Genomic DNA, 12,417 nt, shown 5'->3' on the forward strand with positions numbered 1-12,417 from the left:
TCTGAAGGGAAAAAAAGTACTTCGCCCCGTCCTCATAGAGAGACGGGGCGAATTGCCTACCTTGGGTAAGCGCCAAATCAACGTGCAGATTTGGTTCAGTGCTTAGCAGCCGTTACTTTTTGCCGCCTTTCTTGCCCGCTTCGGAGGCTTTTTCGGGGTCATTTTTAAAATTACCGCCGCCGCCAGTGCCGCTGCTCTTACCGCCTTTTTTACCGGCTTCAGACGCTTTTTGCGGGTTGTCTGCGAAATTACCTGAACCACCACGATGCTCTGCCATAATTTACTCCGTTAATAGGTTAATTCGGACTACATGATGTGGTTGCTGCTCTCCGTTAATTTCGTAAGTACATCGGCTTCCATGCTGAGACAACTTAAGTGTAGAACTGCGCAATTAGCGTGCAAGCGGAGCGGGATATTTGCAGCTGATTGAAATATAAATAAAAACAAAGCAGGAAGTTAAATAAGTTTTACTTATCATGTATTTAAAAGATGAAAGAAAAGTGAAATATCTTCGATGGAAAAACGCGCAAGAAAAACAGCACCCTGAAAAACAGGAATAAAACCAACGGTGTTTTCTATTTTTTTTAACTACCCGATAAATTGTAAATTCATCGTAAATGATAAATCGCAGAAAAAAACATCATGAGATGAAAAGGGATCTTTGGTTCAAAGTGAGCCCGGAACAATTCTGCAAATTAATGAAACTGGCGAAGCCAGATATACCCAGGCATCAAGCTATGCATATCTTGCGGCATACGTTCAGTCGTTGGTCATGATAGACGGCAGAAATCTCATATCGGTACAGGCGATTTTAGGCCATGCAAGGATTGAGCAAACGGCAGCTTATGCCCATCTTGCACCTAACGATTTGAGGGATGCGATTACGCGTAATCCGCTTGAAAGTGGCCTAAATGTGTAGCTAATGTTGTCTACATATTGTCTACACCAGCGGCGCTTATACCTGTCTGCAAATGCTTGGCGTGTTTTTAGTCACGCACTGATTTTAAAGGATTTTTGGATAAGTACCTGATAAAAAAAACCCCCTCATCATGAGGGGGAAGACAGGGATGTGTCTATGGCAAGGAAAACAGGGATACTATTTACTACTGGTTACTACTGGTACGACTCACGGGTTGCAGCGATGATGCTGGCTGCAGATTCGAAAGCTTGCGTAATGAATTTATACGCCGCTCATAATTCTTTTGTAACGCGGCCTGCTGCTCCGGCGTTAACAGGTGGTACATCTGATTACGAACGCGCGCCATCTCAACCTGCTGCTCTACCTGAACTCTGGCAATGGCTTCTGCCTTACTGCGGATGGCCGCTTCGTTAAAATTATCTGCAGTCACTAAATCATGCATGGCTGCGATATCATCAATATTCGTTGCCGGACGATCGTGTCGGGCTTGCTGCATAAGGTCACGCATCTGCTGCCGTTGATGTTCCGTCAACTCAATGCCGTCGAACATGTGACTTTGCGAATTTTGCGTCATACTGCCTGTCGTAAATTCGCCGTGATGCACATCATCAGGCGCCATCGGCTCTGCTGCTCTTGCGCTGGCGTTACAGAGAACCATCGCTGAGGCAATAACGACGGCGGTTAATTTGCGCATCGTTTACTCCAGTTCGTTCTGTTTTGCGATTCAACGATAGCCAGTGTACGGCGATAGCTGCAAACATCCGTCAGGGGGTGTAAAAGTACGTAAATCGATGGATTGGTATCATGGGAACACGCTATTTTGCCTGCGGAGGGCTACAAAAATGAATAAAATCCTGTTGGTAGATGATGACCGCGAATTAACTTCGCTTTTGAAAGAGCTGTTGGAAATGGAAGGGTTTGAAGTCGTGGTCGCCAGCGATGGTGAACAAGCGTTGAACCTGCTTGATAACTCAATTGATCTGCTTTTACTGGATGTCATGATGCCGAAGAAAAACGGTATCGACACCCTGAAAGAATTACGCCAGCAATATCAGACGCCCGTCATTATGCTTACCGCACGCGGAAGCGAACTGGATCGCGTGCTGGGCCTTGAACTGGGTGCCGATGACTATCTGCCTAAACCCTTTAACGATCGTGAGCTGGTCGCGCGTATTCGCGCTATCCTGCGTCGTTCAAACTGGAGTGAACAGCAGCAGCAGCACGATAATAGTTCACCCACGCTGGAAGTTGACTGCCTGCGCCTGAATCCGGGCCGTCAGGAAGCCAGTTTCGACAGCGAGACGCTGGATCTCACCGGAACGGAATTCACCCTGCTTTATCTTCTGGCACAGCATCTTGGGCAGGTTGTCTCTCGCGAGCACCTTAGCCAGGAAGTGCTGGGCAAACGCCTTACGCCTTTTGACCGCGCCATTGACATGCACATCTCTAACCTGCGCCGTAAGCTCCCTGACCGCCGTGACGGACATCCGTGGTTTAAGACATTACGTGGCCGCGGCTATCTGATGGTTTCTGCATCATGATAGGAAGTTTGACTACCCGCATCTTTGCTATTTTCTGGCTGACGCTGGCACTGGTATTGATGCTGGTGCTCATGGTACCCAAGCTTGATTCACGTCAGATGACGTCGCTGATGGAGAGTGAGCAGCGTCAGGGGACGATGATAGAGCAGCACGTTGAAGCGGAGTTAATGCGCGATCCCCCTAACGATTTGATGTGGTGGCGGCGCTTATTTCGCGCGATTGAGAAATGGGCACCGCCCGGTCAGCGCTTGCTGTTAGTCACCAGCGAAGGCCGGGTTATTGGCGCGCAGCATAATGAAATGCAGGTTATCCGTAACTTCATCGGTCAGTCAGACAATGCCGATCATCCACAGAAGAAAAAGTATGGTCGCGTCGAAATGGTGGGCCCTTTCGCCGTTCGGGATGGGGAGGATAACTATCAGCTTTACCTGATTCGGCCTGCCAGCAGTTCTCAACTGGACTTTATCAACCTGCTGTTTGACCGGCCTTTGCTACTGCTTATCGTTACCATGCTGATTAGCTCACCGCTTCTGCTCTGGCTGGCGTGGAGCCTGGCGCGTCCTGCACGTAAACTCAAATACGCTGCGGATGAAGTGGCCAGCGGCAACCTGCGTCAACATCCTGAACTGGAATCGGGCCCGCAGGAGTTTCTGGCCGCCGGTTCCAGCTTCAATCAAATGGTGAGTGCGCTGGAGCGCATGATGAACGGTCAGCAACGTCTGCTTTCCGATATCAGCCACGAATTGCGTACGCCGCTGACGAGACTTCAGCTGGCTACCGCCCTGCTGCGTCGCCGTCAGGGTGAAGGCAAAGAGCTGGAGCGCATTGAGATGGAAGCTCAGCGGCTTGACGGCATGATTAATGACCTGTTGGTGCTGTCGAGAACCCAGCATAAGAACGCGCTGGTCAGCGAAGCCATGAAGGCAAACCAGCTCTGGAATGACGTGCTGGAAGACGCCAGGTTTGAAGCGGAACAAATGGGCAAGACGCTGGAGATTCCTTATCCTCCAGGCCCCTGGCCGCTATACGGCAACCCACATGCGCTGGAAAGCGCGCTGGAGAACATCGTCCGTAATGCGTTGCGCTACTCGCACACGCATATCAGCGTCAGTTTTTCCGTGGATATCTCGGGTATTACCGTGCACGTTGATGATGACGGTCCTGGCGTCAGCCCGGAGGATCGCGAGCAGATATTTCGTCCTTTCTACCGCACTGATGAAGCGCGGGACAGGGAATCCGGCGGTACCGGCCTCGGGCTGGCGATCGTGGAAACGGCAATACAGCAACATCGCGGGTGGGTCAAAGCGGATGACAGCCCGCTGGGTGGACTGCGCCTCACTATCTGGCTACCACTTTACTCCTCTGCAAGGCAATAATTTGCTATGCTTCGGCCCTCGTTATCGGGGGCCTTATGCTTAACATCGTATTATTTGAACCAGAAATCCCACCTAACACCGGCAATATTATTCGCCTGTGCGCCAATACCGGTTTTCAGCTCCACCTGATTGAGCCACTGGGCTTTGCCTGGGACGATAAGCGCCTGCGTCGCGCCGGGCTGGACTATCACGAATTTACCGCGATCAAATTTCATGCTGACTATCAGGCTTTCATCGCTACCGAGCAGCCTGAGCGCCTGTTTGCGCTGACCACCAAAGGCACGCCCGCACACAGTGCGGTCAACTATCAGTCTGGGGATTATTTGCTGTTTGGACCGGAAAGCCGCGGGTTACCCGCAGAGATATTACAGGCTCTGCCCGCAGCGCAAAAAATCCGCATTCCGATGATGGCGGAAAGCCGTAGCATGAACCTGTCCAACGCGGTATCGGTAGTGGTTTACGAAGCGTGGCGCCAACTCGACTATGCTGGCGCACTGATTAAATCTTAAATACCATCGCCAAACTGGAAGCCTGCACCGTTACCGTTAAAGTGTTGATCCATATCCATTGACGGCTTTTCACTGCCGGGCTTGCCGACGATGCGCGCAGGAACCCCGGCGGCGGTGGTATGTGGCGGGATAGATTGCAACACCACGGAGCCGGCGCCAATCTTGGCACCACGGCCTACCTCGATATTACCGAGGATTTTCGCACCCGCGCCAATCATCACCCCTTCACGAATTTTCGGATGGCGGTCGCCGCTGGTTTTTCCGGTGCCGCCAAGCGTTACTGACTGCAGGATTGATACATCATTTTCCACAACGGCGGTTTCACCGATCACAATCCCGGTGGCATGATCCAGCATGATCCCATGACCAATTTTGGCAGCCGGATGAATATCAACCGCAAAGGAGACTGAGACTTCGTTTTGCAGATAAACGGCCAGAGCGCGTCGGCCTTCATTCCACAGCCAGTGCCCGATACGATGCGCCTGAAGCGCATGAAAGCCTTTCAGATAAAGCAGCGGCGTGGAGTATTTATCAACCGCAGGATCGCGCAGGCGAACCGCCTGAATATCACAAGCAGCAGACGCAATCATTGAGGGATCTTCACGGTATGCTTCTTCTACCACTTCACGAATAGCGATAGCAGGCATGATCGGATTCGCCAGCTTATTGGCCAGCATATAGCTCAGAGCACTGCCAAGATTCTCATGCTTAAGCAATGTCGCATGGTAAAAGCTGGCCAGCATCGGCTCGCAGTCTGCCAGCGCGCGTGCTTCCGCCTTGATATTGTCCCAGACCAGTTCTAACTCATCAGACGACATGCTGTTTTCTCCCGATAAAAAAGCGCCTTGATCGGCGCTGCAGGTGATGATGCCTGGCTTCCTGCTTTAGTTTGTACTGTTTTCGTCCTTCCGCGAACGCCCCAGCAGGCTTAATGCTGCATCTCGTGCCGGTTTTCCGCAATAGAGCACCTGATAAATCTGCTCCGTAATGGGCATTTCAACCCCGACACGTGCAGCCAGCGCTTTGACTTCTTTCGTATTTCTGTAACCTTCTACAACTTGTCCGATAATGCGTTGTGCGCCATCGACCTCTTCGCCCTGCCCCAACATCATGCCAAAGCGGCGGTTACGCGACTGATTATCGGTACAGGTAAGCACAAGATCGCCCAGGCCTGCCATCCCCATAAACGTCGTGGGATCGGCACCCAACGCTGCGCCAAGACGGCTCATCTCTGCCAGTCCACGGGTGATTAATGCCGTTCGTGCATTCGCGCCAAATCCGATACCGTCCGATATCCCAGCACCAATCGCGATCACATTTTTAACCGCGCCACCCAGCTGAACCCCGATAAAATCGGGATTGTTATACACGCGGAAACTTTTGCCGCAGTGCAACCGCGTTTGCAAATCATCCGCAAACTGCGTATCGGTTGCCGCCAGCGCAATCGCCGTAGGTAAACCCGCGGCCAGTTCTTTCGCGAAGGTTGGGCCAGATATCACCGCCAGCGGAATGGCCTCACCCAGGATTTCCCGGGCGACGTCCTGCAGCAAACGACCGGTTTCTTTTTCCAGCCCTTTCGTCGCCCAGACGATACGCGAGTCCTCACGTAAGCCAGGTTTGATCTGCGTCAGCACTTCGCCAAAGACGTGGCTGGGTACGACCACCAGTAGATCGCGGCTGGCCGCAATGGCCCTGGCGAGATCGGGTTCAATCGTCAGATTATCGGGAAAGGGAACATCAGGCAGGAAAGCGAGATTGCAGCGGTCTGACTGCAGCTGTGCAATGTGGGCGGGATTATGGCCCCACAACAACACGGGATGGCCATTACGGGCCAGCGTAATCGCCAAAGCGGTGCCGTACGAACCGGCACCGATGACGCTAATCGAAGCGTGAGTAGTCATCAGGCATCCTGATGTTGCGCGGCACCTTCTTCGCCTTGCTGCTGCTGCAGATAGTTCATAAACAGCGCATCAAAGTTCACCGGCGCGAGGTTAAGCTGCGGGAACGTACCACGAGAAACCAGACTGGTGATGCATTCACGGGCATAAGGGAACAGAATATTCGGGCAGTAAGCGCCCAGGCAATGCGCCATCTGAGTACCGTCGATACCGCCGATGGTGAAAATGCCCGCCTGCTGCACTTCACACAGGAAAGCGGTATCTTCGCCAACGGTCGCGGTTACAGTCACACGCAGCACCACTTCATACACTTCATCAGCCAGCTGCGAAGAAGCCGTGTCCAGATCCAGCTTAACGTCTGGTTCCCACTCTTTCTGAAACACTTGTGGCGCGTTCGGCGCTTCAAAAGAAATGTCTTTCGTGTAAACGCGCTGAATCTGAAATTGCATTTCGTTGGTGTTATGTTCTGACATGTGACTAAGTCCTGTAAGTTAATATGTCTGGCGTAATTACGCCTGAAGTAACGGATCTAAACCTGCACGATCGTTGAGCGCCATCAGATCGTCGCAGCCGCCAATATGCTGACCGTCGATAAAGATCTGCGGCACGGTAGTCCGGCCACTGCGCTTAATCATCTCTTCGCGTTTTGCCATGTCCCCATCAATGGGAATCTCCTGAAACGCCACGCCTTTTTGACTCAGCAGCGCTTTTGCCCGGTGGCAATAAGGACAGGTTGCTTTGATGTAAATTTCAACATTTGCCATAGGGACCTCAGGATGATTATTTACCGCGAACCAACGGCAGATTTTCGCCGCTCCAACCACTGATACCGTCTTTCAGAACGGCAACCTGGGTAAATCCAGCCGCGCTCAGATGGGCAGCAGGATCTGCCGCGCTTTGTCCGGTTGCGCATACAACAATTATGGGCTGTGCTTTATGCTTTTCCAACTCGCCTAAACTGCCTTTCTTGATATCTGCTGCAGCCACATTTATCGCGCCCGAAATGTGCCCCTTGCGGTAATCATCACGCGAACGCACGTCTACCACTACCGCGTCCTCTTTGTTAATGAGTCGGGTTGCTTCGCCTCGACTGATAGTTTTTACTTTAGAGAACATTCCTTTAACGGTAGTCACAATCACCAGTACGAGTAAGACGACCCATGCCAGACTCAGGATGGGGTGATTGCTTGCAAACTGCATAATTTCTTGCATGAGGGGTAACGACTCCAGACCGGGCTAATAAGCTAAAACAAGGCTTCTGAGTATACCTGCGCCACTTCGCATGTACAGACGCTAAGCGGACAGAGTGACGATTTGTGCGTCATTTTCCAAAAAAATTGGCTGAATGGCAAAAATGTCGTGGCGCTTGTCCCTTGTCCTGATGAAAATGGATCGCACTGAGAAAGCAAAAGCCGGTCGGCAATGCTGGTAAGCAACTGTTCATCGTGGAATAATCATCGGCCTATGAAGGGAAAGACAACCGTTCTACCAACATGGACTCGTTACAACGGTCGTCCCCTGCCGTTGTTTACACGCTTGTCCGTCCTGTCTTTTAGCCTGCTTTATGCGGGCATATTGTTGTTTCCTCTACCCGGCTTATCGGCGGATGACAACAAAGCCCAGCTGAAATCTATCCAGCAAGAAATTGCCGAAAAAGAAAAAAGCGTAAAAGCCCAAAAGGTTCAGCGCAGCCAGTTACTTAATCAGCTACAAAGTCAGGAAAAGATCATTGCTCAGGCAAGTCGACAGCTACGGGAAACTCGTAACAGCCTGTCGGCCCTGAAGGGTGAGATTACCCAGGTCACCGCCTCGGTTTCCCGTCTTGAAAAGCAGCAGGCCCAGCAGGAAAAGCTGCTTGCTGAACAGCTGGACGCCGCCTTTCGCCAGGGGCAGTACAAAGGTTTGCAACTTCTGTTAGGCGGTGAAGAGAGTCAGCGTAGCGAACGTATCCTCGCTTACTTTGGCTATCTGAACACCGCACGTCAGGAAAATATCACCGCCCTGCAAACCACCCGTCAGGAATTAGCCCAACAGCGCGCCTCGCTGGAACAAAAGCAACAACAGCAGAAAACGCTGTTAACCCAGCAGCAAGAACAACAAGACAAACTCCAGCAAGCCAGCGCCGCGCGTAAAAAAACGCTCACGTCTCTGGAAAGCGCCCTGCAGAAGGATCAGGCTGACCTGGTTGAGATGCGCCAGAACGAAAGCCGCCTGCAAGATAAAATCGCTCGTGCCGAGCGAGAAGCCCGTGAACGCGCCGCCCGTGAGGCACGTGAGGCAGAAAAAGTGCGTCAGCGTCAGGTGCAGGCGAAAGCGAAAGGCTCCAGTTATCAGCCAACACAAAGCGAGCGCGAGCTGATGGCGCGAACGGGCGGACTGGGACGGCCCAACGGTCAGGATATCTGGCCGGTACGCGGACGCGTCGAACATCGGTTCGGTGAGGAACTGCAAGGCGAATTACGCTGGAAAGGCCTGGTCATTGCGGCTCCGGAAGGCACTGAGGTCAAAGCCATTGCCGATGGTCGTGTGTTGATGGCCGACTGGTTGCAGGGCTATGGTCTGGTCGTAGTTATCGAGCATGGTAAAGGGGATATGAGCCTGTATGGCTATAACCAAAGCGCCCTCGTCAGCGTAGGTGCCCAGGTGAAGGCCGGTCAGCCCATTGCGCTGGTGGGCACCAGCGGTGGTCGCGGCACGCCTTCGCTCTATTTTGAAATCCGACGTCAGGGTAAAGCGGTCAATCCAGTTCCGTGGTTGGGAAAATAAGTGTTAGTTCATCGTTACCAGATTACCGCCTTGCTGTGCGGACTGTTGCTCAGTTTCGCGTCCCAGGCCGCTAAGCTCGCCATCGTCATTGATGATTTCGGCTATCGACCCACGGAAGAAAATAAAGTGCTGCAAATGCCGAAGGCGATCTCTGTCGCGGTGCTTCCTGATGCGCCCTATGCACGTCAGATGGCCATCAAAGCGCATCAGGGCGGCCGTGAAGTTCTGATTCACCTGCCTATGGCGCCGTTAAGTAAGCAACCGCTTGAGAAAAACACCTTAACGCCTGAAATGAGCCGCGCGGAAGTCGATCGCATCATCCGTAGTGCGATCAACAATGTCCCCTATGCAGTGGGGCTGAATAACCATATGGGCAGCAAAATGACATCGAGCCTGCCGGGTATGCAAAAAGTCATGCAGGCGCTGAATCAGTACAATCTGTACTTTCTCGACAGCATGACGATTAGTAACAGTCAGTCACTGCAGGCCGCACAGGGAACGCACGTCAGGGTGCTTAAGCGTCGTGTATTTTTAGATGACAGTCAGGATATCAATGCGATTCGACAGCAGTTCAGCCGGGCAGTCAGGCTGGCCCAGCGTGATGGTTACGCGATTGCGATCGGTCATCCGCATCCCAATACCGTGCGGGTGCTGCAACAAATGTTACCCTCGCTGCCCGCAGATATCACTCTGGTGACGCCGGGTCAGTTATTGAATGAACCGCTACGTAACGGCAACGCATCGCCAGCCAAGATCACACCACACAGCAAGCCAGTTCAGGGCTTCCTGCCGCCTGGTGAATGTAAAGTGAAGCAGCCGCTGGCACCAGTTCCGGCTAGCCGTGCGCTGAGCGTTATTGGTGAAAGCGTTACAGAAAGTCCGCTTTATCATCGTATTGATGAACTGTTCTAAAACACTCAGCACCAGGTATTAAACCTGGTGCTGAGCAATCACATTACGCAGACAAACGTTATCTTTCTTACTCGCTACTCGGGCGATCAAGGCGACGTCCAGTCCAGAATCACCTTTCCAGACTGCCCCGAGCGCATTTCATCAAAACCCTGCTGAAAGTCATCAATCGGGTAACGGTGAGTGATAATCGGGGTGAGATCCAAACCTGACTGAATCAGCGCGGCCATTTTGTACCAGGTTTCAAACATCTCACGCCCGTATATGCCCTTGATAAACAGCCCTTTAAAGATCACCAGATTCCAGTCAATAGCCATTTCTCCCGGAGGAATGCCCAGTAAGGCCAATCGCCCACCGTGATTCATCACCTCAAGCAAGGTTCGGAAAGCGGGCGGTGCACCTGACATTTCTAATCCCACGTCAAAGCCTTCTTTCATGTCCAGCGCATGCATGACTTCACGCAGATCTTGCCTGGCGACATTGACCGCGCAGGTCACGCCCATCTTGCGGGCCAGTTCAAGCCGGTAGTCATTAATGTCCGTAATCACGACATTCCGCGCACCCACATGGCGGCACACCGCAGCCGCCATAATACCAATAGGGCCGGCACCGGAAATGAGTACGTCTTCACCGACCAGGTCGAAGGATAAGGCGGTATGTACCGCGTTGCCAAACGGGTCAAAAATCGCTGCCAGCTCGTCGGAAATATTGTCGGGAATTTTGAATGCATTAAAGGCGGGAATAACCAGATACTCTGCAAAGCATCCCTGGCGGTTAACGCCAACGCCTTGGGTATTTCGACAGAGATGGGTACGGCCTGCGCGGCAGTTTCGGCAGTGCCCACAGGTGATATGCCCCTCACCCGAAACCCGATCGCCTATGTTAAACCCTTTAACCTCCTGACCAATAGCCACCACTTCACCGACATATTCGTGGCCGACAATCATGGGGACCGGGATGGTTTTACGCGACCAGTCGTCCCAGTTGTAAATATGTACGTCTGTCCCACAGATGGCGGTTTTACGAATTTTTATCAGCAGATCGTTGTGACCCGGTTCGGGAACCGGCGCATCAGTCACCATCCAGATGCCCTGCTCTTTTTTCAACTTAGCCAGTGCTTTCATGGTTAATCCTCAGGCAATGACGCCAAGTTGTTTACCAATGCGCGTGAAAGCTGCCACCGCCGTTTCAAGTTGCTGCTGGCTGTGTGCTGCTGAAATTTGGGTTCGGATGCGAGCCTGACCTTTTGGCACAACCGGATAGAAAAACCCGGTGACATAGATGCCCTCCTGCTGTAACAGCTGAGCAAATTCCTGCGCGACGCTGGCTTCTCCCAGCATGACTGGAATGATGGCATGATCGGCGCCGGCCAGCGTAAAACCTGCCGATGTCATTTTTTCGCGGAAGAAACGGGCGTTGTCCCACAAGCGCTGACGCAAACCGTCGCCTTCGCTTAATAAATCCAGTACGCGAAGAGACGCCGCGACAATAGCCGGTGCCAGCGAGTTAGAGAACAGATAAGGCCGTGAGCGCTGACGCAGCCATTCCACCACCTCTGCTTTGGCAGCAGTGTAACCACCTGATGCGCCGCCCAGCGCCTTGCCCAAAGTGCCGGTGATAATGTCGACCCGGCCCATGACGTCGCAGTACTCATGCGTTCCGCGACCGGTACTTCCGACAAAGCCAACCGCATGGGAATCATCGACCATGACAAGTGCGGAATAGTCGTCTGCAAGATCGCAAATGGCGTTCAGATTGGCGATCACGCCGTCCATTGAGAACACGCCGTCCGTGGCAATCATAATGGTCTTCGCCCCGTTATCCCTGGCTTCCTTCAGGCGGTCGCGCAGTTGCGCCATATCATTGTTAGCGTAACGATAGCGCTGTGCTTTACACAGGCGTACACCATCAATAATCGATGCATGATTGAGTGCATCAGAGATGATGGCATCTTCCGCGCCCAGTAAGGTTTCAAACAGCCCGCCGTTGGCGTCAAAACAGGAGGAGTAAAGAATGGCGTCCTCCATTCCCAGAAAATCGGCGAGCTTTTTTTCCAGCTGTTTGTGTATATCCTGAGTACCGCAGATAAAACGCACGGATGCCATGCCAAAACCGTGCGAATCCATGCCCTCTTTGGCTGCCTGAATTAAGGCTGGGTGGTTGGCCAAACCCAGGTAGTTATTCGCGCAAAAGTTAATTACGGGACGATCAGGCCCGACCTCAATTTCTGCCTGCTGTGCGGAGGTAATAATACGTTCTTTTTTGAATAAACCTTCACGCTGGGCGGCGTCGAGTTGCTGCCGGATATGTTGGTAAAAATGCGCTGGCATTATCCTGCTCCTGATAAGGTGGAAATCTGGCAAATATTACTGAACATATCGCCTTTCTACGCTTAATCGACCAAAAGAATGTTAATTTTGCAGCATAGTTCACGCCATTCTGTTGGATGTGCAGGACCTTACAGAGTCATCTGGCTGTCTGGAGCGGGATGAAATGTTA

Annotated in this window: 14 protein-coding genes; 5 read left to right on the top strand and 9 right to left on the bottom strand. The window is 52.4% G+C overall.

Going from position 1 to position 12,417, the window contains the following annotated elements; genetic code table 11:
* Positions 1-112: 112 nt before the first annotated feature.
* Positions 113-277: a general stress protein gene (locus ACPXSQ_RS21730; RefSeq protein WP_161611134.1), complete on the bottom strand. Its 165-nt coding sequence runs from the start codon at positions 275-277 to the stop codon at positions 113-115.
* A gap of 826 nt (positions 278-1,103) precedes the next feature.
* Positions 1,104-1,613, bottom strand: a complete 510-nt coding sequence (gene cpxP / locus ACPXSQ_RS21735; RefSeq protein WP_013027709.1) for a cell-envelope stress modulator CpxP — start codon at positions 1,611-1,613, stop codon at positions 1,104-1,106.
* A gap of 148 nt (positions 1,614-1,761) precedes the next feature.
* Here cpxP and cpxR point away from each other — a divergent pair, with 148 nt between their 5' ends.
* Genes cpxR through trmL form a run of 3 tightly spaced genes read left to right on the top strand, consistent with a single transcriptional unit; the run spans position 1,762 to position 4,345 of the window.
* Positions 1,762-2,460 (top strand): envelope stress response regulator transcription factor CpxR, encoded by a 699-nt coding sequence (gene cpxR / locus ACPXSQ_RS21740; RefSeq protein ID WP_014604760.1) that lies wholly within the window; start codon positions 1,762-1,764, stop codon positions 2,458-2,460.
* Positions 2,457-3,836 (top strand): envelope stress sensor histidine kinase CpxA, encoded by a 1,380-nt coding sequence (gene cpxA, locus ACPXSQ_RS21745; RefSeq protein ID WP_013027711.1) that lies wholly within the window; start codon positions 2,457-2,459, stop codon positions 3,834-3,836. The genes cpxR and cpxA overlap by 4 nt, the downstream gene beginning before the upstream one ends.
* Before the next feature lie 35 nt (positions 3,837-3,871).
* On the top strand, positions 3,872-4,345 hold the full coding sequence (gene trmL, locus ACPXSQ_RS21750; RefSeq protein WP_013027712.1) for a tRNA (uridine(34)/cytosine(34)/5-carboxymethylaminomethyluridine(34)-2'-O)-methyltransferase TrmL: 474 nt from the start codon (positions 3,872-3,874) through the stop codon (positions 4,343-4,345).
* Here trmL and cysE read toward each other — a convergent pair.
* The 5 genes from cysE to ACPXSQ_RS21775 all read right to left on the bottom strand — a co-directional run bounded on the left by cysE (position 4,342) and on the right by ACPXSQ_RS21775 (position 7,455).
* Positions 4,342-5,163, bottom strand: coding sequence for a serine O-acetyltransferase (gene cysE / locus ACPXSQ_RS21755; RefSeq protein WP_013027713.1), 822 nt, complete (start codon positions 5,161-5,163; stop codon positions 4,342-4,344). The genes trmL and cysE overlap by 4 nt on opposite strands.
* A gap of 66 nt (positions 5,164-5,229) precedes the next feature.
* Entirely contained in the window at positions 5,230-6,246 is a 1,017-nt protein-coding gene (gene gpsA, locus ACPXSQ_RS21760) for an NAD(P)H-dependent glycerol-3-phosphate dehydrogenase (protein ID WP_181135657.1), read from the bottom strand.
* Complete coding sequence (secB, locus tag ACPXSQ_RS21765) at positions 6,246-6,716, bottom strand: protein-export chaperone SecB (RefSeq protein WP_013027715.1); 471 nt, start codon at positions 6,714-6,716, stop codon at positions 6,246-6,248. The genes gpsA and secB overlap by 1 nt, the downstream gene beginning before the upstream one ends.
* Positions 6,717-6,752: 36 nt before the next feature.
* Positions 6,753-7,007, bottom strand: coding sequence for a glutaredoxin 3 (grxC, locus tag ACPXSQ_RS21770; RefSeq protein WP_013027716.1), 255 nt, complete (start codon positions 7,005-7,007; stop codon positions 6,753-6,755).
* A gap of 16 nt (positions 7,008-7,023) precedes the next feature.
* Positions 7,024-7,455 carry a rhodanese-like domain-containing protein gene (locus ACPXSQ_RS21775; protein WP_013027717.1) on the bottom strand — a complete coding sequence of 144 codons (432 nt, stop codon included), beginning with the start codon at positions 7,453-7,455 and terminating at the stop codon, positions 7,024-7,026.
* Between the two features lie 252 nt (positions 7,456-7,707).
* Here ACPXSQ_RS21775 and envC point away from each other — a divergent pair, with 252 nt between their 5' ends.
* Both envC and ACPXSQ_RS21785 read left to right on the top strand, forming a co-directional pair.
* Positions 7,708-9,009 (top strand): murein hydrolase activator EnvC, encoded by a 1,302-nt coding sequence (gene envC, locus ACPXSQ_RS21780; RefSeq protein WP_426144390.1) that lies wholly within the window; start codon positions 7,708-7,710, stop codon positions 9,007-9,009.
* Positions 9,010-9,921 carry a divergent polysaccharide deacetylase family protein gene (locus ACPXSQ_RS21785; RefSeq protein WP_426144391.1) on the top strand — a complete coding sequence of 304 codons (912 nt, stop codon included), beginning with the start codon at positions 9,010-9,012 and terminating at the stop codon, positions 9,919-9,921.
* An 86-nt stretch (positions 9,922-10,007) separates the two neighbouring features.
* Here ACPXSQ_RS21785 and tdh read toward each other — a convergent pair whose 3' ends face one another.
* Together tdh and kbl are read right to left on the bottom strand one after the other, a co-directional pair.
* A complete protein-coding gene (tdh, locus tag ACPXSQ_RS21790) occupies positions 10,008-11,042 on the bottom strand; it encodes an L-threonine 3-dehydrogenase (protein ID WP_029569273.1) in 1,035 nt (344 codons plus the stop codon).
* A 9-nt stretch (positions 11,043-11,051) separates the two neighbouring features.
* Entirely contained in the window at positions 11,052-12,248 is a 1,197-nt protein-coding gene (kbl, locus tag ACPXSQ_RS21795) for a glycine C-acetyltransferase (protein ID WP_014594894.1), read from the bottom strand.
* Positions 12,249-12,417 lie beyond the last annotated feature (169 nt).

Origin of the sequence: Pantoea sp. EEL5, from assembly GCF_049892805.1 — a bacterium.
GTDB classification, from domain to species: domain Bacteria; phylum Pseudomonadota; class Gammaproteobacteria; order Enterobacterales; family Enterobacteriaceae; genus Pantoea; species Pantoea ananatis.

Coding starts and splice junctions, on each gene's coding strand:
- gpsA (WP_181135657.1), bottom strand. CDS start 6,246: ATGACTACTCACGCTTCGATTAGCGTCATCGGTGCCGGTTCGTACGGC.
- cysE (WP_013027713.1), bottom strand. CDS start 5,163: ATGTCGTCTGATGAGTTAGAACTGGTCTGGGACAATATCAAGGCGGAA.
- ACPXSQ_RS21730 (WP_161611134.1), bottom strand. CDS start 277: ATGGCAGAGCATCGTGGTGGTTCAGGTAATTTCGCAGACAACCCGCAA.
- trmL (WP_013027712.1), top strand. CDS start 3,872: ATGCTTAACATCGTATTATTTGAACCAGAAATCCCACCTAACACCGGC.
- cpxR (WP_014604760.1), top strand. CDS start 1,762: ATGAATAAAATCCTGTTGGTAGATGATGACCGCGAATTAACTTCGCTT.
- secB (WP_013027715.1), bottom strand. CDS start 6,716: ATGTCAGAACATAACACCAACGAAATGCAATTTCAGATTCAGCGCGTT.
- grxC (WP_013027716.1), bottom strand. CDS start 7,007: ATGGCAAATGTTGAAATTTACATCAAAGCAACCTGTCCTTATTGCCAC.
- cpxA (WP_013027711.1), top strand. CDS start 2,457: ATGATAGGAAGTTTGACTACCCGCATCTTTGCTATTTTCTGGCTGACG.
- cpxP (WP_013027709.1), bottom strand. CDS start 1,613: ATGCGCAAATTAACCGCCGTCGTTATTGCCTCAGCGATGGTTCTCTGT.
- ACPXSQ_RS21775 (WP_013027717.1), bottom strand. CDS start 7,455: ATGCAAGAAATTATGCAGTTTGCAAGCAATCACCCCATCCTGAGTCTG.
- tdh (WP_029569273.1), bottom strand. CDS start 11,042: ATGAAAGCACTGGCTAAGTTGAAAAAAGAGCAGGGCATCTGGATGGTG.
- kbl (WP_014594894.1), bottom strand. CDS start 12,248: ATGCCAGCGCATTTTTACCAACATATCCGGCAGCAACTCGACGCCGCC.
- envC (WP_426144390.1), top strand. CDS start 7,708: ATGAAGGGAAAGACAACCGTTCTACCAACATGGACTCGTTACAACGGT.